This is a genomic window from Stenotrophomonas sp. 71799_Sma, from assembly GCF_056482505.1.
On the sequence record NZ_CM151202.1, the window covers coordinates 4,332,827 to 4,353,483 of the forward strand.

21 protein-coding genes and 1 tRNA gene are annotated in these 20,657 nt (G+C 67.3%); 9 read left to right on the top strand and 13 right to left on the bottom strand.

Features of this window, described 5'->3' with window-relative positions; genetic code table 11:
* Nucleotides 1-2 precede the first annotated feature (2 nt).
* Nucleotides 3-896, bottom strand: a complete 894-nt coding sequence (locus ACZK4Z_RS20025; protein ID WP_121504315.1) for a DMT family transporter — start codon at nucleotides 894-896, stop codon at nucleotides 3-5.
* Nucleotides 897-961: 65 nt separating this feature from the next.
* Between ACZK4Z_RS20025 and ACZK4Z_RS20030 the strand changes: the two genes are divergently transcribed.
* Complete coding sequence (locus tag ACZK4Z_RS20030; RefSeq protein ID WP_478451563.1) at nucleotides 962-1,765, top strand: AraC family transcriptional regulator; 804 nt, start codon at nucleotides 962-964, stop codon at nucleotides 1,763-1,765.
* A gap of 7 nt (nucleotides 1,766-1,772) precedes the next feature.
* On the opposite strand, the gene ACZK4Z_RS20035 is transcribed toward ACZK4Z_RS20030, so the two are convergent.
* Nucleotides 1,773-2,189, bottom strand: coding sequence for a hypothetical protein (locus ACZK4Z_RS20035; protein ID WP_125892323.1), 417 nt, complete (start codon nucleotides 2,187-2,189; stop codon nucleotides 1,773-1,775).
* A 127-nt stretch (nucleotides 2,190-2,316) separates the two neighbouring features.
* Between ACZK4Z_RS20035 and ACZK4Z_RS20040 the strand changes: the two genes are divergently transcribed.
* Nucleotides 2,317-2,958, top strand: a complete 642-nt coding sequence (locus tag ACZK4Z_RS20040) for a glutathione S-transferase family protein (protein WP_125892321.1) — start codon at nucleotides 2,317-2,319, stop codon at nucleotides 2,956-2,958.
* Nucleotides 2,959-2,979: 21 nt separating this feature from the next.
* On the opposite strand, the gene ACZK4Z_RS20045 is transcribed toward ACZK4Z_RS20040, so the two are convergent.
* Complete coding sequence (locus ACZK4Z_RS20045; protein WP_125892319.1) at nucleotides 2,980-3,387, bottom strand: hypothetical protein; 408 nt, start codon at nucleotides 3,385-3,387, stop codon at nucleotides 2,980-2,982.
* Between the two features lie 49 nt (nucleotides 3,388-3,436).
* Entirely contained in the window at nucleotides 3,437-3,856 is a 420-nt protein-coding gene (locus tag ACZK4Z_RS20050; protein ID WP_006395620.1) for an H-NS histone family protein, read from the bottom strand.
* Between the two features lie 118 nt (nucleotides 3,857-3,974).
* On the opposite strand from ACZK4Z_RS20050, the gene ACZK4Z_RS20055 reads away from it, so the two are divergent.
* Nucleotides 3,975-4,367 carry a DoxX family protein gene (locus ACZK4Z_RS20055; RefSeq protein ID WP_121504312.1) on the top strand — a complete coding sequence of 131 codons (393 nt, stop codon included), beginning with the start codon at nucleotides 3,975-3,977 and terminating at the stop codon, nucleotides 4,365-4,367.
* Between the two features lie 24 nt (nucleotides 4,368-4,391).
* Here the strand turns inward: ACZK4Z_RS20055 and ACZK4Z_RS20060 are convergent, their stop codons facing one another.
* From ACZK4Z_RS20060 to dtd, 6 genes are all read right to left on the bottom strand, one after another.
* A complete protein-coding gene (locus tag ACZK4Z_RS20060) occupies nucleotides 4,392-5,078 on the bottom strand; it encodes a hypothetical protein (protein WP_478451014.1) in 687 nt (228 codons plus the stop codon).
* A 60-nt stretch (nucleotides 5,079-5,138) separates the two neighbouring features.
* Entirely contained in the window at nucleotides 5,139-5,786 is a 648-nt protein-coding gene (locus tag ACZK4Z_RS20065) for a hypothetical protein (RefSeq protein WP_478451015.1), read from the bottom strand.
* Nucleotides 5,787-5,855: 69 nt separating this feature from the next.
* Nucleotides 5,856-5,931: transfer RNA gene (locus tag ACZK4Z_RS20070), tRNA-Ile, on the bottom strand.
* Between the two features lie 124 nt (nucleotides 5,932-6,055).
* A complete protein-coding gene (yjjJ, locus tag ACZK4Z_RS20075; protein ID WP_478451016.1) occupies nucleotides 6,056-7,456 on the bottom strand; it encodes a type II toxin-antitoxin system HipA family toxin YjjJ in 1,401 nt (466 codons plus the stop codon).
* Between the two features lie 258 nt (nucleotides 7,457-7,714).
* Nucleotides 7,715-9,568, bottom strand: coding sequence for an RNA polymerase sigma factor RpoD (gene rpoD, locus ACZK4Z_RS20080; RefSeq protein WP_032128565.1), 1,854 nt, complete (start codon nucleotides 9,566-9,568; stop codon nucleotides 7,715-7,717).
* Between the two features lie 90 nt (nucleotides 9,569-9,658).
* Nucleotides 9,659-10,099 carry a D-aminoacyl-tRNA deacylase gene (gene dtd / locus ACZK4Z_RS20085; protein ID WP_478445099.1) on the bottom strand — a complete coding sequence of 147 codons (441 nt, stop codon included), beginning with the start codon at nucleotides 10,097-10,099 and terminating at the stop codon, nucleotides 9,659-9,661.
* A gap of 60 nt (nucleotides 10,100-10,159) precedes the next feature.
* Here dtd and ACZK4Z_RS20090 point away from each other — a divergent pair, with 60 nt between their 5' ends.
* The 4 genes from ACZK4Z_RS20090 (at nucleotide 10,160) to ACZK4Z_RS20105 (ending at nucleotide 14,421) form a co-directional block, all read left to right on the top strand.
* Nucleotides 10,160-11,080 carry a lauroyl acyltransferase gene (locus tag ACZK4Z_RS20090; RefSeq protein ID WP_049461974.1) on the top strand — a complete coding sequence of 307 codons (921 nt, stop codon included), beginning with the start codon at nucleotides 10,160-10,162 and terminating at the stop codon, nucleotides 11,078-11,080.
* Between the two features lie 87 nt (nucleotides 11,081-11,167).
* Nucleotides 11,168-12,304, top strand: a complete 1,137-nt coding sequence (gene ribA, locus ACZK4Z_RS20095; RefSeq protein WP_049401010.1) for a GTP cyclohydrolase II RibA — start codon at nucleotides 11,168-11,170, stop codon at nucleotides 12,302-12,304.
* Between the two features lie 75 nt (nucleotides 12,305-12,379).
* Nucleotides 12,380-12,880, top strand: coding sequence for a PH domain-containing protein (locus ACZK4Z_RS20100; protein ID WP_049401009.1), 501 nt, complete (start codon nucleotides 12,380-12,382; stop codon nucleotides 12,878-12,880).
* Entirely contained in the window at nucleotides 12,877-14,421 is a 1,545-nt protein-coding gene (locus tag ACZK4Z_RS20105) for a PH domain-containing protein (protein WP_293794017.1), read from the top strand. The genes ACZK4Z_RS20100 and ACZK4Z_RS20105 overlap by 4 nt, the downstream gene beginning before the upstream one ends.
* 97 nt (nucleotides 14,422-14,518) lie before the next feature.
* Here ACZK4Z_RS20105 and ACZK4Z_RS20110 read toward each other — a convergent pair whose 3' ends face one another.
* Nucleotides 14,519-15,577 (bottom strand): CDP-glycerol glycerophosphotransferase family protein, encoded by a 1,059-nt coding sequence (locus ACZK4Z_RS20110; protein ID WP_253143467.1) that lies wholly within the window; start codon nucleotides 15,575-15,577, stop codon nucleotides 14,519-14,521.
* On the opposite strand from ACZK4Z_RS20110, the gene ACZK4Z_RS20115 reads away from it, so the two are divergent.
* Together ACZK4Z_RS20115 and ACZK4Z_RS20120 are read left to right on the top strand one after the other, a co-directional pair.
* A complete protein-coding gene (locus ACZK4Z_RS20115) occupies nucleotides 15,576-16,394 on the top strand; it encodes a glycosyltransferase family 2 protein (protein WP_478451017.1) in 819 nt (272 codons plus the stop codon). The genes ACZK4Z_RS20110 and ACZK4Z_RS20115 overlap by 2 nt on opposite strands.
* A 43-nt stretch (nucleotides 16,395-16,437) precedes the next feature.
* Entirely contained in the window at nucleotides 16,438-17,559 is a 1,122-nt protein-coding gene (locus ACZK4Z_RS20120) for a glycosyltransferase family 4 protein (RefSeq protein WP_125892196.1), read from the top strand.
* Nucleotides 17,560-17,577: 18 nt separating this feature from the next.
* Here ACZK4Z_RS20120 and ACZK4Z_RS20125 read toward each other — a convergent pair whose 3' ends face one another.
* Entirely contained in the window at nucleotides 17,578-19,299 is a 1,722-nt protein-coding gene (locus ACZK4Z_RS20125; RefSeq protein WP_478451018.1) for a glycosyltransferase family 39 protein, read from the bottom strand.
* A gap of 23 nt (nucleotides 19,300-19,322) precedes the next feature.
* A complete protein-coding gene (gene rsmB, locus ACZK4Z_RS20130; protein WP_010481181.1) occupies nucleotides 19,323-20,654 on the bottom strand; it encodes a 16S rRNA (cytosine(967)-C(5))-methyltransferase RsmB in 1,332 nt (443 codons plus the stop codon).
* Nucleotides 20,655-20,657 lie beyond the last annotated feature (3 nt).

Genomic DNA, 20,657 nt, shown 5'->3' on the forward strand with positions numbered 1-20,657 from the left:
CCCTATGCGGGCTGCTCGCTCGGCACTGCGGCGGCGCGCCTGGCGCTGTACTCGGCGAACACCACGCCGGACACCGCCAGCAGGCCACCGCCCAGTACCCAGCCACTGAGCGATTCTCCCAGCAGCAGTACAGCCAGCGCGGCGGTCACGATCGGCACCAGGTTGAAGAAGCCAGAGACGCGCGCAGCGCCCAGGCGTGACAATCCGGTCATCCAGGTCAGCGGCGCCAGGATCGAAGCGCACACGGCGGCGAAGCCGATGCAGCCGACCGCCGTGAGGTTGTTCACCCCGGTGCCGACCAGCAACTGTACCGGCAACAGGATCAGCGATGCAGCGGTGGCCTGCAGGAACAGCGACTCCAGCACCGACAGCGGAATCTTCCAGCGCTGCATCAGCACGTTGTAGGCGGCGAAGGCCAATGCGCCGATCAGCATGATCGCGTCTCCTCGGTTCAGGCCCTGCGCCGCCAGCCGTGCCAGGTCGCCCTGCGAGACCACCGCCACCACGCCGACGGTGGAGATCACCGCGCCAAGAATGGAAGTGCCTCGCACCGGATGGCCCATGAACACGCGCGACAGCGCCAGCGCGATCAACGGAATCAGCGCCTGGATCACCCCCATGTTGGTGGCCGAGGTGAAGTGCGCCGCATAGTAGGCCAGGCACTGGTACATCACCCCACCCAGGCAGCCCAGCACCAGGAAGCGCCCGAGATTGGCGCGCACGGTCGGCAGGTTTTCGCGCAGACGTGGCAGCGCCAACGGCAGCAGGACCACCGCCGCGACCAGCCAGCGGAAGAAGCCGATGTCGATGGGACCGACCGAGCCCGAAGCAAGCTTGGTAACGATGGTGTTCGCGCCCCACAGCAGGCAGGCGAGGATCGGGAAAAGATAGTTCACGGAACGCGGGTGTACGTAGGGGAATGGCCAGCGTACGCTTGGCGCATATCGAGGACATCCCGAAAATGCGCCACTGCACCCCCGGCTTGCGGCAACCGATGGAGCCGATCCCCACCTTCCGCCAGCTGCCCGGTCCGATCTACTTCCGGCAGGGTGCGATGGAGCCCACGGACTGGGGCACGCACAGCCATCCGTGGGGCCAGTTCAACTTCGTCGCGCAGGGTGTGATGGAGATGAAGATCGACGGCGAGTGGATGGTGTCCCCGCCGCACTACGCGATCTGGATTCCACCGGGAATGGCCCACTATTCGCGCAACCGCTCGCAGCTGGCCTACCGCTCGGCCTATCTGTCGCCGGCCTTGTCACGCCGCTTGCCTGATCGCTGCCGTGCACTGGAAGTCAGCCCGCTGCTGCGCGAGCTGCTGCACGAACTGGCACGGCAGGGCGTGACCGATCCGCAGACCCCGGCCCAGCGGCGTATGGCCGCCGTGGTCATCGACCAGATCGTCAATGCGGCCGTTCTGCCCAGCTTCCTGCCGATCGCCAGCAGCGATGCACTGAAGCAGGTGATGGCGTACATGGAGAAACACCTGTCGGTGGCCGAATCGGTTGCCGAAATCGCGCAGCGGCACCATATGAGCGTGCGCAAGCTCGAACGCCTGGCACGTAGCGAGCTGGGCATGTCGCTCGGCGACTGGCGTGGACGGGTGAAGTTCGTGCGCGCCACCGAGGCGCTGTGCACCCGCAGGCCGATCAGCCGGATCGCCGAGGAGCTGGGCTATTCCGGCGTCAGCGCCTTCGCCGAGATGTTCAAGCGGCACGCGCAGTGCACGCCGGACCAGTACCGGAAACTGCATCGGGCGGGGTGAGGCCGGCCTAGAGAGCGATCAGCAGGTCCACAAGCAGCCTCGGCAGGAACAAGGCGGCCAGAACGCAGGCGAACAGGATGAGAATGACCTTTGCCGTCAATGGGCGACGGCGGGGATTGCTGAAGTAGAGGTGCAGATCGCGCAGTTCATCTTCCAGTCCCCTCCGCACGCCTGCGCTCTGTGTACCGGGCTCGAGCAGCTGGCGCTCAAGCGCCTTCAGGCGCTTCATCAGCTCACGCGGTGGTGTAGCCCGCAGGATCAGCTGATTGAGCTCCTGAAGCCGGCGCGCCTGCGGCGTCAGCGCTGCCACGAGATCATCCGGCGGAAGCTGTGAGACCCATCGCTGGGCGTCAGCATCCATCTCAGCCTGCAGCACATCGCGTTGCTGCTGCAGTTCGGCCAGGGAAGTGCGGCGCTGCCACATGAGGAGGCACAGGAGTGGTGGGTGGCGGGCAGTGTATCGCCCGCCGTCCCGGGAAGGGTGTCGATTTCCCGCCCCGTGGTTCGTCGGAACAGGAAAGGCAGGCCCTTCGACCTGCAGGAGTGCCACGATGTGCCCGATCCTCACAGCCTTCGCCACTTCCCCGGACCGCGGCCAGGGCCTGGCCCGTGACATGCGCGCACGCTGGGCGCTGGAGGAGCTGGCCGTGCCCTATGACGTGCAGCTGCTCGGCTTTGCCGAGCTGAAGCAGCCCGCGCACCTGGCGCGCAACCCCTTCGGGCAGATCCCCACCTGGCAGGACGGCGGCCAGGTCCTGTTCGAATCCGGCGCGATCGTGCTGCACCTGGCCGAGCAGCATGTCGGCCTGCTTCCTGCTGATCCAGATGCACGCATGCGCGCGATCATGTGGGTGTTCGCTGCATTGAATACGGTGGAGCCGCCCATCGTCGAGCGCTCGATGGCCTGGGTGCTGGAGCGCGAGCAGCCCTGGTATGCGCAGCGTCTGCCGATGCTCGATGAGCGCGTGCGTATGCGGCTGTCACAGCTGTCCGCCTGGTTGGGATCGGCGTTGTGGCTGGAGGGCGAGTTCAGCGCCGGCGACCTGATGATGGTTTCGGTGCTGCTGCGCCTGAAGAGCAGCGGCCTCCTCGATGAGTACCCGCAGGTGGTGGCCTATGTGGGCCGTGCAACGCAGCGCCCCGCCTACCAGCGTGCGTTTGCTGCGCAGCTGGCGGTGTTCCAGAACGCCTGACGCTACGCCCGTGGGCAGGCTTCAGTGCAGACTGCGCCGACATGCGGTCTGCACCAGCATCAGCTGCGCCACCAGGATCAGCATCGCGCAACCTGACAGCAGCCACGGGTCGATATACCACTGCGCGTTGAAGCTGAAATCTCCGGCGGAAATGCGCTTCCAGCCGTTGAAGTGCTGCATCGCCGCGACCACGAATGCGAAGCCGCCCGCGGTGTACGACAACCACGGCACGATGAAGCCGCCCGGTCGCGCGAACAGCGTCAGCACACCCAGCACGCCGATGACCGTGCGCTGCACGCGGCAGTACGGGCAGACATAGGCCATCCCGCTCCATTCCACCGCCCAGGCCAGCAGGCTGACCAGCACCGCCGCGCCTGCGGCTGTGTACAGGACTTTCGGCGTGATCGTCATGCCACCCTCGTGTGCCATCCCGTGCTCCTTGGTTGAAAGACCCGGGCAGGGTAGCAGTGCCGCAGCCTCATCCCTTCTTGATGACGGTCCGCTTGCCGATGGTGCTGGTCTTGCCAGCGGTCGGCCTGGCCAAGCCAGGAATCAGGAAATCGGTCGCCTTGTGGCCCATCGACACCTTGGACGCCAACCAGCGCGGCATGCGTCCGCGACCGGTCCAGGTCAGGCGCTTGTATTCCGGGTCGCGATACTTGGGCGCGACTTTGCCGGATTTACGGCGGGCGGATTTGCGGGCGGGCGCAGGTGTTTCCGAGGCTTCGCCACCGAAGAGTTCTTCGAGGGTGTAACCGGCTTCGGCCGCGGCGGCCTTCAACATCCGCCGCACCGCGCTGGCCGGGCGGCGGCTGGAAATCAGCTGTTTCCGCTGTTCAGCGGCAACCACCAGGGCGCCCAGCTCCCGAAGGCTGAGCGATTCAATATCAATCGTCATGGGAGAAAGGTCTCCTGCGGACGGCCAGCTGTCAAGGCGCCTTGCCCTTGGCGTAGACACGGGCTTCACTGCCGGTGGGCTCCGATCGCCTTCGCCGGCCATCTCCGAGGACACCGACGTGAGCCACTCATCCCATTCGCTCGCTTACCTGCTTGCACGCATCCTGCTGATGGCGCTGTTCCTCATCTCCGGCCTGGGCAAGCTCGGTGATCTCAGCGGCACCCAGGGCTACATGGAAGCGATGGGCGTGCCCGGCATCCTGCTCTGGCCGACCATCGCCTTCGAGATCGGCAGCGGACTGTGCATCCTGCTTGGCTTCCAGACCCGGCTGGTGTCGATCGTGCTGGTGGGTTTCAGCCTGGTCACCGCTTTCATCTTCCATCACAACTTCGCCGACCAGACCCAACAGATCATGTTCCTGAAGAACCTGGGGCTGGCCGGTGGCTTCCTGCTGCTGGCCTGCACCGGGGCCGGGCGGTACAGCATTGATGGCAGGGGGCGGCGCGGGTAAGCGCCGATCGGCGACCCGCACGCGCTAGCGCCGAAGTTCAGCCTCCGGCGCCAATGTGTGGATCACCTTGCCCTGCGCATCGAGGAACTCGATCGCGCCGTAGCCTTCCGCAGTGACAGTCAGGCGCAGTCGCGTGCGGTCTGCCTTGTCGTTCAAGGCAATGGCCGGCGTGCCGTCAGGCCCGACCACCAGACCTATGCGGGTCGGTGCTTGCACCCCAGGAATCAGCTTGTTGCCCAATGCAGGCTCACGGATCAGTTTCGGCGCCTGGTTGATCGAAAAACTCACCGCACCATCGGGTGATACCCGCCAGCCGATCGCATCCATCGCCGGATGGTCCAGCGCAAACACCGCCATGCCGCCGTCGACATCGGCGGTGCCGAAGCCACCGCGTTCGCTGCCTTGGTCGTCGTACAGCACCATGCCGGCCACATTGAAGGCGCGCTTGTACTGCAGGCCATCGATGATCGGTGCCGGTGTCTTTCCGGACAGCGTCATGCGGATCACCCCCGTGTCATCGACGATATCGATGCGCCGTGCGGTGATGCGCTCGTGGTCCGGTGTTGCTACGCGCGTCTGCGGTGCCTTGTCGACGATCAGGCGTTGCAGGGTGTCAACCGACGGGCGCTTGGGTGAGTCGGACGGCTCGGCAGCGGCAGGCAGTGCCGCAAGGGCAGTCAGGGCGACGAACATACGGGCACTGCGCTTCATGCGGGCTCCTTGTCGTACGGATCGGCGGAAGCCGCATCATGCCACCCTTGCAGCGCCCTCTCATGAGGGAGGCGGAGTTTCCGGCAGCTGGAGCCCCTGCGCCAGGGCGAATGCACGTGACGCGCGCCAGTACGCCTCAGGCGGCCTCTGCAGTTCGGGCCGGCTCCAGTAGTCATTGATGTGCAGCACGCTCATCACGTCGACCCATGCAGCGCGCGCATCGTGAACGCACATGCGCCAGCGATGATGCGGCGGAAAGTACGCGTAGTGCTCAAGCGCCTGCCGCTGTGCCTGCTCTTCGTCAATCCCTGCCTGATGGATCAACGTCCACGCATGCATATGGCGCGCGTGCGCAAGCGCACCGAGATACTCATCCTCATCCAGCAAGGGAATCGGCTCGCCGCGCGCCAGGCACAGCGCGTCCGATTCGGTGTCGTACTCCAGCGACGGCTGCAACAGTTCCGGGTTCTGGTGCCAGTACCCTTCGCCCAGCACATGCAGCATCGCCCAATGCCAGGGCTCGTCGTGGAAGAGCAGTTCGTGCTCGTATTCGTGGCCGGCGGCCTGGTCCGGATAGCGTTCGCGTGCCTGTTCGATTGCCAGCGCTTCGGGAATCTGGCCGTAGCGCACCAGGCACCAGGCGAACAGATGCCGGCTGTCTTCGATTTCAGTGGTGAAGTCTTCCACCGGGGCGCGGGTGTCGGGCATGTTCGATCCTTGCGTGTGGATCAGATGTTGCCTTGAAGGCAGACCAGCAGCCGTTCATGCACGCTGGGTTGGTGGGCCTACCAGGATTCGAACCTGGAACCAAGGGATTATGAGTCCCCTGCTCTAACCGTTGAGCTATAGGCCCTGCGCAGCGTCACAGTGTAGTGGAGCCTGCGCTCAACCGGCTACCCGCCGGCGCCAAGACACACTGAAAAACTCTCAGCCATCGCTGCGCAACGCCACGCGCCCAGGCTTGCGCAACAGCTGGCTCACCCAAACCGCGCGCCCATCTCCCGCACCCGCTCGGCGTTCGCCCCCGCCAACGACCGCATTGCCGGCGACTGGATCCGCCCGTCAACAGCCACGCACTGCCAGAATGCTTCAGCCACCGGTGCCGCCCAGCGCAGATGCTGCAGATCACCACTGCCCAGCGGCGCGACCGGCGACAGCGGCTCGTCCGCGCGCAACACGCCCAGCTTTGACGGCGCCAGCGACATCGGCAGCATGTCGTAGACCGGCGCTAGCGGCAGCGGGCCGCGATCAATGAAGTGGAAGGCGATGTTGCCGTGGTGCATGTCGCTGTTGCCGATCAGCCGCCCGAACGCATGGCGTCGGCCCATCGCCTGCACGGTGTCGGCCGTCAGCCAGCCTTGATCACGCAGTTCGGCGCCTGCAACCGGCCACGCTGGGGTGACCTCGCCGGTGAACGCAGACGATAGCGACAGCAGCGAGACCAGGCCTCGCCGCCCCAGCAGATCGGGCGTGCGGTCGAAGCGCTCGATTTCCAGGAAGGTGTGCGTGGGCGACTGCAGCAGTTCGCTGGACGCCGCGGCTTGTCCGGACTCGCGCAGGGCCTCAAGCGCCAGATGTTCGCAGACCAGCAGATCGCTCCAGCGCTGGGCGGCGGTGCCTTCATCGGGCTGCGCGAACTTGACCAGGACCGAGCGGCGCCTGCCGTAGGCCTCTACGGTGGCGGTGAACTTGGGTTGCTCGCCACCCGGCGAGGAGCCCACGTCCTCTCCGTCCAGCGCAGCACGCGCACGCTCGCGATACTGTGCAAGACGATCGTCGGCCGCAACCCGATCGATCGGCACCTGCAACGTCTCCATCACCGCCTCCACGGCGGCGGTACCGAGCAGCAGATCGCCCGCTTCAGTCCCGCCAGCGGTTACCAGGGCCATCAACACATCGTCCGGTTGCCAGCTCTTGAGGTCCTTCGGCAGGCCGAGCGCCTGCGCTCGGCCATGGGCGAAGCTGCGACCAAGAAATCCCTGCGGTCGCAGGTCATCCAGGTACCACGGCAAGTCAGGAAAGAAGGCGGCAACGTCACCTTCGGGCGCGCGTCGCAGGTTCGGGCAGTCAGGCCCGGCATCGACGTGGAAGCCGCCTCCTACCAGCGCAATTACCCGCCCCAGCTCCTCCAGCGTCGCATCTTCGCGCAACCGGTACAGCGGCCATTCGCTGCCGGCCCGGGTGGGCCGCCGCAGCGCATAGGCGGTTGCCCGGGTGCTGCCCATGCGCACCACCTGCGGGCCACTGGCGGCCACCAGCCGGCTGAGCGCCATCCGGTCCACCCCCAGACGTTCGGCCAGCGCCGCGGCAGGTAGCGGCTGGCCGGGGGCCAGCTGAGCGATCAGATCCAGTACCTGTGGGCGTTGAGCGCGTGGCATGTGCATTACGTAATACGAAATTTGTTACGTAATTAGCATCAAAAAAGCGGGACTGCAAGCGCGGCAGTGCACCTATGAGCTTGAAAATAATGGGCATATTCACGAAGAGCCAGCTTCGACGCGGGCCTTCCGTTACATTACTTGTTACGTAATCATAAGCCTCAGCCGAGCATGGGCCGGCCTTTGCAGGGATATGGTGGGCAAAGAAAAACCCCGCCGAAGCGGGGTTTCTCTCAACGCTTCAACAGCCGCTGGAAATCAATCGATATCCAGGAAGCTGCGCAGCTGCTCCGAGCGGCTCGGGTGACGCAGCTTGCGCAGGGCCTTCGCTTCGATCTGGCGGATGCGCTCGCGGGTCACGTCGAACTGCTTGCCGACTTCCTCAAGGGTGTGGTCGGTGTTCATGTCGATGCCGAAGCGCATGCGCAGCACCTTGGCTTCCCTCGGGGTGAGGCCGGCCAGCACGTCGCGCACGGTTTCAGACAGATTGATGTTGGTGGTGTTCTCGATCGGGGACTCCACGTTGGTGTCCTCGATGAAGTCGCCCAGATGGGAATCCTCGTCGTCGCCGATCGGGGTTTCCATCGAGATCGGCTCCTTGGCGATCTTCATCACCTTGCGGATCTTGTCTTCCGGCATGTCCATTTCCTTGGCCAGCTCCTCCGGCGTAGCCTCGCGGCCGTACTGCTGGAGCATCTGGCGGGAAATGCGGTTCAACTTGTTGATCGTCTCGATCATGTGCACCGGAATACGGATGGTGCGCGCCTGGTCGGCGATCGAGCGGGTGATCGCCTGGCGGATCCACCAGGTGGCGTAGGTCGAGAACTTGTAACCGCGGCGGTACTCGAACTTGTCCACGGCCTTCATCAGGCCGATGTTGCCTTCCTGGATCAGGTCGAGGAACTGCAGGCCGCGGTTGGTGTACTTCTTGGCGATCGAGATCACCAGGCGCAGGTTGGCCTCGACCATTTCCTTCTTGGCCTTGCGCGCCTTGGCTTCACCGTAGGCCATGGCACGGCTGATTTCCTTCAGCTCTTCCAGGTCCAGCTGGGTCAGCTTCTCGATGTCGATCGTCGCCTGCTGTTCGGCGATGATCTGGTCCTTCACTTCGCGCAGGGCCGAAGACCACTTCTGCTTGCGCTTCAGCGCATCTTCCACCCATTCCAGATTGGTCTGGTTGCCTTCCCAGGAACGGATGAAGTCCTTGCGCGGCATGCGGGCGGTGACGGTCGCCAGATTCAGCACGCGGCGCTCATGGGCCTTGATCGACGCCATGGTGTCGCGCAGCTGCTTGGTCAGCACGTCGGTCAGCGGCAGCGGCAGCTTCAGGGTGACGAACACCGCCGACATCTCTTCGCGCAGGCGCGGCAGGTTCTTCTTGTCGCCCTTGGTGGCGGCCTTCTTGAAGGCATTGAAGGCATCGCTCAGCGCCTGCATGCGCGCAGCGACTTCCTCCGGATCCGGACCGGTCGGTGCGGCTTCTTCCTCGCCACCCTCGACATCATCGTCCTCGTCCTCGTCGCCTTCGGCGTCGGCATCATCGCTGTCATCGGACGCGGCAGCGGCCGGCGCAGGCACTTCATCGGCCAGATCGTTGAAGCCGACGATCACTTCGGCCAGGCGCTTCTTGCCTTCCTTGTGGGCTTCGTAGTCGGTCAGCAGCGACTCGACCGAGACCGGGAACTGGCCCAGGGCGGCCTGGACCTGCGAAAGGCCTTCCTCGATGCGCTTGGCGATGGCGATTTCGCCTTCGCGGGTCAGCAGCTCGACGGTGCCCATTTCGCGCATGTACATGCGCACCGGGTCGGTGGTACGGCCACCTTCGGTGTCGAGCGCGCTCAGCGCGGCAGCGGCTTCTTCGGCCGCGGTGTCATCGACTTCGCGGTTACCGGTGTTGCCATCGTTGAGAAGCAGGGTTTCCACATCCGGCGCAACTTCATGGACATCGATGCCCATGCCGTTGATCATGCCGATGATGTCTTCGATCTGTTCCGGGTCGACCATGTCGTCCGGCAGATGGTCATTGACTTCGGCGTAGGTCAGGTAGCCCTGTTCCAGGCCCTTGCTGATCAGTTGCTTGATTTCGGATTGGGCAGGACGTTCGTTGGCCATGTAGTGCTCGCGCCACCGGCTAGGGAGAAATAGGGAACGTAGCATTATACCAGCCCGGGGCCCCGCCTGCCGGGCGGTGGTCCCGCAGGCTCAGGGCCTGAGAAGGAAGGTCACGGGACCGTCATTGACCAGGCTGACGACCATATGGGCACCAAATCGGCCCGTTTCCACCCCTGGCACGTGATTTTCACGACAGATCTCGACAAATCGATTGAACCCGCGTTCAGCCTCGTCCGGCGGTGCGGCGCTGGTGAAGCTGGGCCGCATGCCCGAACGGGTATCGGCCGCCAGGGTGAACTGGCTGACCAGCAGCAGGCCGCCGCCGGTGTCGCGCAGCGACCGGTTCATCTTCCCGGCCTCGTCGGCGAACACCCGGTAGCCCAGCAGGCGCTCGGCCATGCGCCGCAGCTGGGCCTCGGTATCGCCCGGTTCCATGCCCACCAGCGCCAGCAGGCCCGGACCAATCTGGCCGACCGCTTCGTCATCGACGTGGACGGCAGCCTGGCTGACACGCTGGATAAGGACGAGCATCTTGGGCTCCAATGAACGGGGCCGGCCACGATAGCAGCGCCCTTGGCTAAACTGGCGCAGATGAATCCGCAACGCAAAGCCCGGCTGGTCTACCGCGCCACCACCCTGTTCGCCCGCCTGCCCTGGCCGCTGCTGCGGGGAATCGCCCGTGCCCTGTCCTGGACCTGGATCAGTCTCAACGCCCGTGAGAGCCGCGTCACCCGACGCAACCTGGAGCTGGCCTACCCGGACCTGGACCGCGCCACGCGCGACCGCCTGCACCGGGAGCTGCTGCGCTCCACCGCCCTGCAGGCCATCGAGACCCTGCGCCTGTGGAGCCAGGCGCCGGCCGACAACCTGCGCCTGCACCTGAAGCAGCGCCACGGCGAGGCCCTGTACGACGCGGCCCTGGCCAGCGGCAAGGGCGTGATCGTGGCCGCACCTCACTTCGGCAACTGGGAGCTGCTGAACCAGTGGCTGGCCTCGCGCGGGCAGATCGCCATCGTCTACAAGCCACCGGAGGACGAGGCCAGCGATGCCTTCCTGCAGCTGGTGCGGGGCGGCCAGAACGTACAGCAGGTGCGCGCCGAAGGCCCGGCCGTGCGCCAGCTGTTCAAGGTGCTCAAGGACGGCGGTGCCACCGGCATCCTGCCCGACCAGCAGCCCAAGGCCGGCGATGGCGTGTTCGTGCCGTTCTTCGGCGTGCAGGCGCTGACCATGACCCTGGTCAACCGGCTGGCCGAGCGCACCGGCGCCACCGTGCTGTATGGCTGGTGCGAGCGCATCGGCCCGGACATGGAATTCGCCCTGCACATCGAACCGACCGACGCCGCCGTGGCCGACCCCGACCCGCAGGTGGCCGCCACCGCGCTCAATGCCGGCATCGAGCGCATTGCCCGCCGCGATCCGGCGCAGTACCAGTGGACCTACAAGCGCTATACGCTGCGGCCACCGGGCAGCGGCGAGGAAGACCCGTACGCGACAGAAGAGCATCCGCACTGACGGCCGCCGCACCCAGGCCCATCCGGCCCCTGCGACCGGCGGCCGCACCACGTTGAATACGACGCCGGCGCCCCCATAGAGACTGCGATGTCCGACTCCCCCGGTCCTGCCATGTCTGCTGCTTCTTCCCTGTTCGGCGATCCGGCCGCGATCCGCTGCGAGCGCGCGGTGGCCGAACTGCGTGCCGGTCGCCCGGTGCTGCTCCACGATGGCCAGGGCCAGCGCCTGGCGGTGATCGCGCTGGACAGCGCCACGGCCAGCAGCTTCGCTGCCTTCGCCAATGCCGCCCGCGAGCGGCATTACCTGTTCCTGACCGCCACCCGCGCCCGCGTGCTTGGCGTGGAGGCCCCGCAAGGTGCGCGCCTGCCGCTGGCCGGTGTTGCCTTCGATGCCCTGCCCTCGCTGGGCTACCTGCGTGAACCGGGCCCGATGCCGGACGGCTGGAGCGCCGGTGACGCCTTCGATGCAGGCGCGGTGGAACTGGCCCGCCTCGGCCTGTTGCTGCCGGCGATGGTGGCGGTGCGCCTGGACGCCGAAGACCGCACCTTCGATGGCGCGGCCGAGGTTGCGCTGTGCGACCTGGCCGAGGGCGCAGCACATGCCGCGCATGACTACGAACTGGTGGCGCGTTCGCCGGTACCGCTGCGCGATGTCGGCATGACCACGTTCGCGGTGTTCCGTGGTGGCGTCGCCCAGCGTGACCAGGTCGCGATCATCGTCGGCGAACCGGATCTGTCGGCGGTGGTACCGGTACGCGTGCACTCCTCGTGCCTGACCGGCGACCTGTTCGGTTCGCTCAAGTGCGACTGCGGCGACCAGCTGCGGCGCGGCCTGCGCAAGCTGAAGGAACTGGGCGGCGGCGTGCTGCTGTACCTGGACCAGGAAGGCCGCGGTACCGGCATCGCGGCCAAGATGCGTGCCTATGGCTACCAGCATGACGGCCTGGACACCATCGATGCCGATGCACAGCTCGGCTTCGGCGCCGACGAACGGCGCTACGGCAGCGCGGTGGCGATGCTGCGCGGCCTGGGCATTTCGCGTGTGGCCCTGCTCAGCAACAACCCGACCAAGGCGCAGCGCCTGCGCAACGCTGGCATCGAGGTGCTGGACTGCATTCCGGTCACCGGCGAGATCACCGCCGAGAACGAGCACTACCTGCGCACCAAGGCCGATCGTGCCGGCCACATGCTGGATGTGGACGCGCTGATCCAGGCTGCCCAGTAACGCAGCCGACCTGCTACCGTCTGCGCGGTGCGGCCACGGCCGCCACCGCCCGCCTTGCCACCTGACGGAGCCCGCGTGACCGACGTTCCCCTTACTGCTCCGACCACCGATGCCTGGCAGTCGCTGCCGCGCCGCGCCGCGCGGCTGGCCGCACTGGAAGGTGCCTTCGGCGGCCTGTTTGTGCCGGGCCTGCCGCTGGCCGCAGCCGCGTGGTTCTTCGACCTGCCCGGCGGCCTGTGGACGGCCGCCCTTGGGCTGCTGATCGGCATCGTCTTCGGCGCCTGGCTCGGCCGCCGGCGGCTGGTCCGCACCCGCTGGCGGCTGGATGCCCAAGGGCTGGGCCTGCGCCGCGACCTGATGTGGCAGCTGGAAACGCGCATCCCCATTTCGCGCGTGCAGCACCTGGACCTGCGTCGTGGACCACTGGAACGCCGTGCTGGCCTGGCCACGCTGATCGTGCACACCGCCGGCACCCGCATGAGCGCGGTGACCGTCAGCGGCCTGGACGAGGCGGATGCCGAGCGCCTGCGCGATACCCTGTCCCACCAGCTCGACCAGGACGCCGACGCCCTGTGAGCCTGCCACCGCCTCTGCCTGCAGCACTGCCCGCCGGCGGCGAGGACCACCGCCTGCATCCGTGGTCGTGGTTGTTCGTACTGTTGATGCAGTTGCGCCATTACTTCCTGCCGCTGGTGGCACTGCTGGTGTTCGGCCAGCGCGGCGACCGCGACCCGATGTGGGCGCAGCTGATTCCGCTGACGGCAATTGCCGCACTGGTACTGGTGTCGGTGCTGCAGTACCTCAGCTACCGCTACCGTATCGGCAGTGATGCGATCACCGTGCGCAGCGGTCTGCTCGCGCGCAACCGGCGCGAGATTCCGTTCGCGCGCATCCACAACGTGGAGGTGCGACAGAACCCGCTGCACCGTCTGTTTGGTGTGGCCGAGCTGCGCCTGGAATCGGCCGGTGGCGTGCGCCCGGAAGCGGAGATGCGGGTGCTGAAGCTGGACCAGGCGCTGGCGCTGGAACGGCTGGTCCGCCAGCGCGGGCAGGCGCCGCAGGCCGCCGGCATCACCGAGCCCGACCCGGTTGCCAGCACCGCGACTGAGAACGAGCAGGTACTGCTGCGCCTGTCGAGTTGGGACGTGGTACGCATGGGCCTGCTCTCCAACCGCGGCTGGGCGCTGGCGATCGCCGCGTTCGGCGTGCTGTTCCAGACCGTGCCACGGCCGGTGATGGACGATGCCCTCCAGCGCGGTGGACGCGAAGCCTTTGGCTACGCCAGCCATCTGCACCCCGGCGTGACCGGCGCGTTTCTGCTGCTGGCTGCCGCGCTGCTGCTGGGCTGGCTGGCGCTGCGCGTGCTGTCGGTGGTGCTGACGCTGCTGCGCTACCACGGCTTCACCCTCAGCGAGCAGGACCGACGCCTGACCGTATCGGCCGGTCTGCTCAGCCGCACCCGCAGCAGCGTGGCGCGCCGGCGCATCCAGGCCTGGACGCTGCGCGAAGGTACTTTGCAGCGCTGGTTCGGGCTGCGTCAGCTGCGCATCGACAGTGCCGCCGGTGGCCCCGCGCGCGATGAGGACCGCGCCCTGCGCGAACTCGCGCCGCTGGCGTCCAGTACACGTTGTGAGCAGCTGGTGCAGCACCTGCTGCCGCAGCTGCAGTGGCCTCCGCTGCAATGGCAGTCCATTCCGCAGCGCGGCTGGTGGCGGCTGTGCCTGGGCGCACTGGTGCTGGTGCCGCTGCTGGCTGCGGCCGCGTACTGGCGCTGGGGCCCATGGGGCCTGCTGGTGCTGGCGTGGCTACCGGTGGCGCTGCTGGTCGCGCACCGGCAGATGGCACGCATGGGCTGGTACCTGGACGAACACTATGTGGCGGTGCGCGGCGGCTGGTGGAAGCGCTGGTGGCGCTGGGCCGAGCTGGACAAGGTGCAGGGCCTGCGCCTGCAACGCTCGCCGCTGGACAAACTGCTGGGCACCAGCAGCCTGCAGCTGGATACCGCCGGCGCGCATGGTGATGTGGCGCTGACGCTGCATCATCTGCCGCAGGCACAGGCCCAACAGGTGATGGATCAACTGGCCGTGGCGCTGGCGCGGCGCAAGCTGCGCTGGTAAGCACTACAGGTCGTGCCGATCGCCGGCCGGCAACTGCCGCCATTCCCGAGGTTGCCGGCCAGCGGCCGGCACTACCGCGAGCGGGGTCAGCGAGGCATCAGCGCTGCGACGGGCCCCAATACCCCAGGTCCTTGCGGATCTGCAGATCGCGCACCCAGCTGCCGAATGGCTTGCGCCGCAACGCACCCATTTCACCGGACAGGAAATCCTCGGTGGCCGCGATCACCCGTTCACTGGAGCGGCCATCGCGGTAAGGGTGGATGGCATCGGCGTAGCGCACGATTTCCGCCTGCAGCGCGGCGTCCGGGTGCAGCGCGCGCTGCAGCATCGCCTGCAGCTGCGCAGGATCATCGAAGTCGATCATGTGCGGCTTCGGCACGCGGTTGCGGAAGGTCACCACCGGCTTGTGCTGGACGATGAACTCCGAAACGATCGATGAGGTGTCCGACACCAGCACATCGGCGGCGCGCTGCGCGGCCATCACCTGCTCCGGCTCGATGAAGCGGGCATTGGCACCGGCCAGCGCGCGGTAGCGTTCGAACAGTTCCGGTGGGCACTTCGGGTGCAGGGTCAGCAGCCAGTAGTGGTCACCGGCGGCGATATCAGCGGCGATCTGCGCATGCAGGTGCGGGGCCGCGCTGAGCCGCTCGGTGAAGGTGGAACCGAACAGGATCACCGGGCGGTCACCGGCCGGTGCGCGCAGCGCGGAACTCTCGCCTCCGTCATCGCGGAACAGCGGGTCCAGCTTCGGCCAGCCAGTCTCGGCCACGGCGAAGTGGCCCTGCAGGCTGGCGATCTCGCGGAACGGTGCGGTCGTGGCCGGCCCCTGCGTGCAGTACAGGTCGAACATGCCGCGCACCCGGAAGTGGCCGCGCGCACTGTCCCGCTTCTCCACGTTGAAGCCATGGAACAGCTGCACCTTGGCCCCCGAAAGGAAGGTCGGCACCCAGTTGGCCGCGCTGAACACCGCCCGCGGACGCATTGCCAGGGCCTGCTTCAGGCCCACGTTGGGCACCCCCGGCAGGCAGCTGCCGGCCGCGCCGTCCTCGAACCAGGCCGCCACCTCCTGCCCGGACGCGTGCAAGGCCTGCGCCAACGGGGCGAGAATAGGCAGCGCATAGCGCTCCGTCGCAAACAACAGGTACCCGGCCATCATGTCCTCCACGACCGCTCCCATCGAACGGCCTCGCATCTCGGCGTGCATTATCGCGTTCAACGAGGCCGGGCGCATCGGCGACTGCCTGGCCTCGCTGGCCTTCTGCGATGAGATCGTGGTGGTGGACTCGCAGTCCACCGATGCCACCGTGGCCATCGCCGAGTCCGCCGGTGCCCGCGTGCTGCAGCGCCGGTTCGAGGGCTTCCGCAGCCAGAAGGCGTTCTGCGTCGAGCAGGCCAGCCACGACTGGGTGCTGTGCCTGGACGCCGACGAGCGCATCAGCCCCGAGCTGCGCACGGCCATCGAGCAGGCCCGCGACGGTGGCTTCGCCGGCCAGGCCGGCTACCGCTTCGCCCGCCTCTCGGAGTACTTCGGGAAGTTCCTGCGCCATGGCAATGCCTACCCGGACCGGGTGATGCGCCTGTTCGACCGCCGCCGCGGCGGCTGGCGCGGCAAGCGCGAGATCCACGAGGCGGCCAGTGTCGACGGCAGTGTGGGCACCCTGCGCGGCGACCTGATCCACTATCCGTACCGGTCATTGCAGCAGCAGCTGGCCAAGACCGAGAAGTACGCGCGGATGATGGCCGAGCACGAGTTCGCGCGCGGCAAGCGGGCCACGCTGGGCAAACTGGTGCTGGCGCCGGCCTGGCGGTTCTGGCGCGGCTTCCTGTTCCGTGGCGGCTTCCGCGACGGCTGGCACGGCCTAGTCTACGCCTACGTCCGCGCCAACTACGTGCGGCAGAAGACCATCATGCTGTGGATGCTGGGCAATGGACAGGCGGTGGCCGACCCGGTGCCTTCCGCGGACCGGCCTTGACCACGCTGTGTCACACTGCGTGGGCGTTGCCTGAAGACCCCCCATGAAAATCCTGTACACCAACTTCCACTACGGCGACGGTGGCGGCCACACCACGTACATCGTCTCGCTGGCGCGTGCGCTGCACGGCCAGCACACGCTCCACGTCGCCGCGCCGGCCGACAGCCGCCTGCTGCGGACCATGGCCGATGAAGGCATTGCCCGCACACTGCCGATTGCGTTCGGCAGCGGCCTGCCAACGCTGCCCCGGCAGCTGGCCGAACAGCGCGCGCTGCGCAGGCTGGTCCACGATGAAGGCATCGACCTGATCCATGTCAACGGTGCACGCGACCACCGCTTCGTGATGCAGGGGCTGCTGGGCATGCGCCGCCCGCCGATCGTGCTGACCAAGCACAACAGCAAACCCACCAATACCTTTGGCAATGCGCTGCGCGCACGCTGGGCCACCGATCGGCTGATCGCGGTCTCGGCCGACACCAAGCGCCTGCTGGAACAGGGCCCGTACCGTCGCTGCCCGATCGACGTGGTCCGCAATGGCGTTGACCTGGAGCGCTACTCACCGCAGCCGGCCGGCACCGGCAGCGCGCTGCGCCAGCAGTGGACGCAGGATCCACAGGCGCTGGTGCTGGTCAGCAATGCCGGCACCGACGATTACAAGGGCTGGATCGACCTGGCCCGGGCCATCGCACGGCTGCCCGATGCGGTGCGTCCGCATGTGCACATGGCCGTGGCCGGCCACCTGCCCAGCGCGCAGCAGCGCGAACAGGTGCAGGCGCTGGGCGAGGTGGCCGCGCAGGTGCACTTCACCGGCCTGCTGGCCGATACCCGTGTCCTGATCGCGGCCGGCGATGCTGGCTTCGTACTGTCCCATGACGTCGAGACGATCTCCTTCGCCTGCCGCGAGATGATGGCCAGCGCCAAGCCGATGCTGGTCAGCGACTACGCGGGCCTGCCGGAGAACATCGAACAAGGCGTCGATGGCTGGGTGGTTGCCACACGCGACATCGACGCCATCGCCGCCCAGGTACAGGCGCTGTACGCACAGCGCGATGCGCTGCCGGAACAGGGCCGCGCAGCACGCCGCCATGCACAGCGAGAGTTCGGCCTGCAGACATTCGCCGACGCCACGCTGGCCAGCTATCACGCCGCCCTGGCCAGCACCTGAGCCACGTTCCCCGAACGCTCAATCGGTGATGCCGGGCCCCTGCAGGCGGCGCTCGTGCTCGAGTTCCGCCACTGACGGCCGGCAGTCGCCGGCGACCGCATCGGCAGGCACCAGCCACCAGCGGCGACGATTGGAAATGCCCGCCATCTCGGCCCGCGCACGATCGATGCAGGCCTGCATCGCATCCTCGTTCACCAGCAGCCAGCGTCGCTGCGGAACCAGCCGCTGCCAGCGCACGGCCGCCTGCAGCTGTTGATGCCAACGTGCTTCGAATCCAAAGGTGGCCGCCGGGCGATCAGCCATCAGCAGGTTCTGCTCTTTCCATGCCACCAGTCCCAGCTCGGCCTGCGGACCGATGCGTGCACTCACTTCACGCATCAGGCCACGGGCCGAGCTGGAGTCGTTCAACACCGGATAGCCGACCAGGCTGTACAGCACCCAGACTCCTGCCAGGGTAGAGGCCAGGGCAACGTGCCGACGCTGGCGCCCGCACACCCACAGGCTCAAGGCCGACCAGACCGCCATCGCCAGCGCCGCCCAGGCCAGCGCATCGGTGGCACCGGGAAGCAACCCGCGGCCATGAGTAAGGCGCACTTCGAAATCCGGATCACCCAGCAGCGCCAGCGCACCGACCAGCCCCAGCGCCAGTGCCAGCAACGCGGTGAATGCGCCCAGCACGCGCTGCACATCGCGCCGCCTCAGCAACCCGGGCAGCAACGGCGCCAGCGCCAGGCAGAACATCGGCAATGCCGGCAGGATGTAGACGTCGCGCTTGCCGTGCGGAAGGGAGAAGAACAGCACGACCAGCAGCCACCAGGCCAACGGCAGCAGGTAGCGTGCATCGCGCCGGCGCAGCCGCCGGAACCAGGCCGGAAGCGCCCAGGGCAGCAGCAGGAACGCGGGAATCCACATCGACGGCATGATCGCCAGGAAGTACCACCACGGCTGGTGATGGTCCCAGGACTGCGTATAGCGCCGCGCGGTCTGCCGGAACAGGATGTCGTCCATGTAGGCGCGGTACGGCTCCGAACCGGTGGCGAAGCCTGCCAGCAGCATCGGCGCCAGCCACAACGACACCGCCAGCAGGAAGGCCAACGGTGCCAGCCAGAAACGCAGGTCGCGCACGTGCAGGCGTACCCGTGGCCAGTGCAGCACGGATGCGACTGCCGCCGGCGCGATCATCATCAGCGCCAGCACGCCTACGCCCTTGGTGATCACACCGATGCCGGCAAAGAACCAGCCCAGCCGCCACCAGCGCCAGGCCGGACCCAACAGCAGATGGCGCAGCAGGCCGTAGTTGGCCAGGGTGATGAACAGCACCACCAGCGGATCGATCTGCGCCTTCTTCGCCTGGAAGGTGAAGTGCAGCGCGAACAGCAGTGCCCAGCCCGCGTACAGCCCCACCTGCCGCGTCCACAGGCGGCGGCCGAGATCGACCACGCACCACAGCGTGCCCAGCGCGGCCAGCAGCGAGGGCAGCAGGAACGCCACCCGCCAGTGGCCGACCAGGCTGTACATCGCCGCCTGCAACCACATCAGCATCGGCGGCTTGTCCGAATACAGCTCGGGGCCGCGATGCGGGAACAACCAGTAGCCACTGTCGACCATCTGCTTGGCCACCAGCGCGAAACGTGGCTCGTCCGAGGGCCACGGATCACGGAGGCCCAGGCCGGCCCCCAGCACCAGCAGGGCCATCACCACCAACAACCACGTCTGGCGCGACGCGTGGGTTTTCAGCATGGGACTCGAAACGGCAGCGGGGGTCAGGCTGCTTTTAACAGACGCGCGTAGAAGAAACCGTCAGCATCGTTTTCACCCGGCAGCCGCTGGCGCGCCACCCCTTCGCAATCCACGCCGAATGCATCGCCCAGCGGCTGCGCCACGGCATCCGGATGCCACTTCAGGAACGCGCGCACCTGATCGATGTTCTCGGCGCGCAGGATCGAACAGGTGGCATACAACAGAACGCCGCCCGGGCGCAGCATCGACCAGCAGGCTTCCAGCAGGCGCGCCTGCACGCCGACCAGTGCATCGATGTCTTCGGCGCGACGGTGGAACATCACATCAGGCTGGCGGCGGATCACGCCGGTCGCCGAGCACGGCGCATCAAGCAGGATCGCGTCGAACGGCACGCCATCCCACCAGGCGCCCGGATCACTGGCATCTGCCGCCAGGGTCTGCGCATGCTCGCCCACGCCGGTACGGGTGTAGGTATCGCGTGCACGGGCCAGGCGGCGCGCGTCGATATCCAGCGCCAGCAGGCGCAGGCTGGGGTCGCGCTCGAGCAGGTGCGCCGACTTGCCGCCGGGGGCCGCACAAGCGTCCAGCACGCGGGCACCGGCCACCGGGGCCAGCGCATCGGCGGCACACTGCGCCGACAGGTCCTGCACCGAGATCGCGCCCTCGGCGAAGCCGGGCAGCTGATTCACGGCAACCGGAGAGGCCAGGCGCAACGCGTCGGCACTGAGCGGACTGGCTTCTGCGGCAATGCCGGCTTCGGCCAGCGCGGCCAGTGCCTTGTCACGACCGCCCTGCTGGCGGTTGGCGCGCAGCCACAGTGGCGCCGGTTGCAGGCTGGCGCTGAAGATCGCGTCGGCCTGTGCCGGCCAATCGCGTTCCACCGCATCGGCCAGCCATTCCGGGAAGGCATCGCGCGCTGGCTGCTCCGGGAAACCTTCGCGCTGCGCGCGGCGCAGGATCGCATTGACCAGGCCCGCCTGGCGCTCACGGCCCAGTGCACGCGCGGCATCGACGGTGGCCGACAGCGCCGCGTGCGCCGGCAGCTCCAGCACGTCCAGCTGGGCGAACCCGACCATCAGCAGCGTGCGCAGATCGGCATCACGCGCCGACAGCGGCTTCTGCATCCACGACTGCAGCGCCGCGTCATAGGTGCTGCGGCGGCGCAGGACGGCGAAACACAGGGCTTCCAGCAGCGCACGGTCGCGGCTGTCGGCCAGCTTCGGCAGCGCCCAGGCCAGTTCGGCCTTCAGCGAACGGCCACGGGTGAACACCTGTGCCAGCACACGTGCGGCCAGCATGCGCGTGGCCGCGCCCGGCGCCGCCTTGGCGACGGAGAAATCGTTCTGCTTCGACACCGC

What these genes read in the sequence shown, in the direction of transcription:
- ACZK4Z_RS20030 (WP_478451563.1), top strand. Translation starts at nt 962, where the DNA reads ATGCGCCACTGCACCCCCGGCTTGCGGCAACCGATGGAGCCGATCCCC.
- ACZK4Z_RS20035 (WP_125892323.1), bottom strand. Translation starts at nt 2,189, where the DNA reads ATGTGGCAGCGCCGCACTTCCCTGGCCGAACTGCAGCAGCAACGCGAT.
- ACZK4Z_RS20040 (WP_125892321.1), top strand. Translation starts at nt 2,317, where the DNA reads ATGTGCCCGATCCTCACAGCCTTCGCCACTTCCCCGGACCGCGGCCAG.
- ACZK4Z_RS20045 (WP_125892319.1), bottom strand. Translation starts at nt 3,387, where the DNA reads ATGGCACACGAGGGTGGCATGACGATCACGCCGAAAGTCCTGTACACA.
- ACZK4Z_RS20050 (WP_006395620.1), bottom strand. Translation starts at nt 3,856, where the DNA reads ATGACGATTGATATTGAATCGCTCAGCCTTCGGGAGCTGGGCGCCCTG.
- ACZK4Z_RS20060 (WP_478451014.1), bottom strand. Translation starts at nt 5,078, where the DNA reads ATGAAGCGCAGTGCCCGTATGTTCGTCGCCCTGACTGCCCTTGCGGCA.
- ACZK4Z_RS20065 (WP_478451015.1), bottom strand. Translation starts at nt 5,786, where the DNA reads ATGCCCGACACCCGCGCCCCGGTGGAAGACTTCACCACTGAAATCGAA.
- yjjJ (WP_478451016.1), bottom strand. Translation starts at nt 7,456, where the DNA reads ATGCCACGCGCTCAACGCCCACAGGTACTGGATCTGATCGCTCAGCTG.
- rpoD (WP_032128565.1), bottom strand. Translation starts at nt 9,568, where the DNA reads ATGGCCAACGAACGTCCTGCCCAATCCGAAATCAAGCAACTGATCAGC.
- dtd (WP_478445099.1), bottom strand. Translation starts at nt 10,099, where the DNA reads ATGCTCGTCCTTATCCAGCGTGTCAGCCAGGCTGCCGTCCACGTCGAT.
- ACZK4Z_RS20090 (WP_049461974.1), top strand. Translation starts at nt 10,160, where the DNA reads ATGAATCCGCAACGCAAAGCCCGGCTGGTCTACCGCGCCACCACCCTG.
- ribA (WP_049401010.1), top strand. Translation starts at nt 11,168, where the DNA reads ATGTCCGACTCCCCCGGTCCTGCCATGTCTGCTGCTTCTTCCCTGTTC.
- ACZK4Z_RS20115 (WP_478451017.1), top strand. Translation starts at nt 15,576, where the DNA reads ATGTCCTCCACGACCGCTCCCATCGAACGGCCTCGCATCTCGGCGTGC.
- ACZK4Z_RS20110 (WP_253143467.1), bottom strand. Translation starts at nt 15,577, where the DNA reads ATGATGGCCGGGTACCTGTTGTTTGCGACGGAGCGCTATGCGCTGCCT.
- ACZK4Z_RS20120 (WP_125892196.1), top strand. Translation starts at nt 16,438, where the DNA reads ATGAAAATCCTGTACACCAACTTCCACTACGGCGACGGTGGCGGCCAC.
- ACZK4Z_RS20125 (WP_478451018.1), bottom strand. Translation starts at nt 19,299, where the DNA reads ATGCTGAAAACCCACGCGTCGCGCCAGACGTGGTTGTTGGTGGTGATG.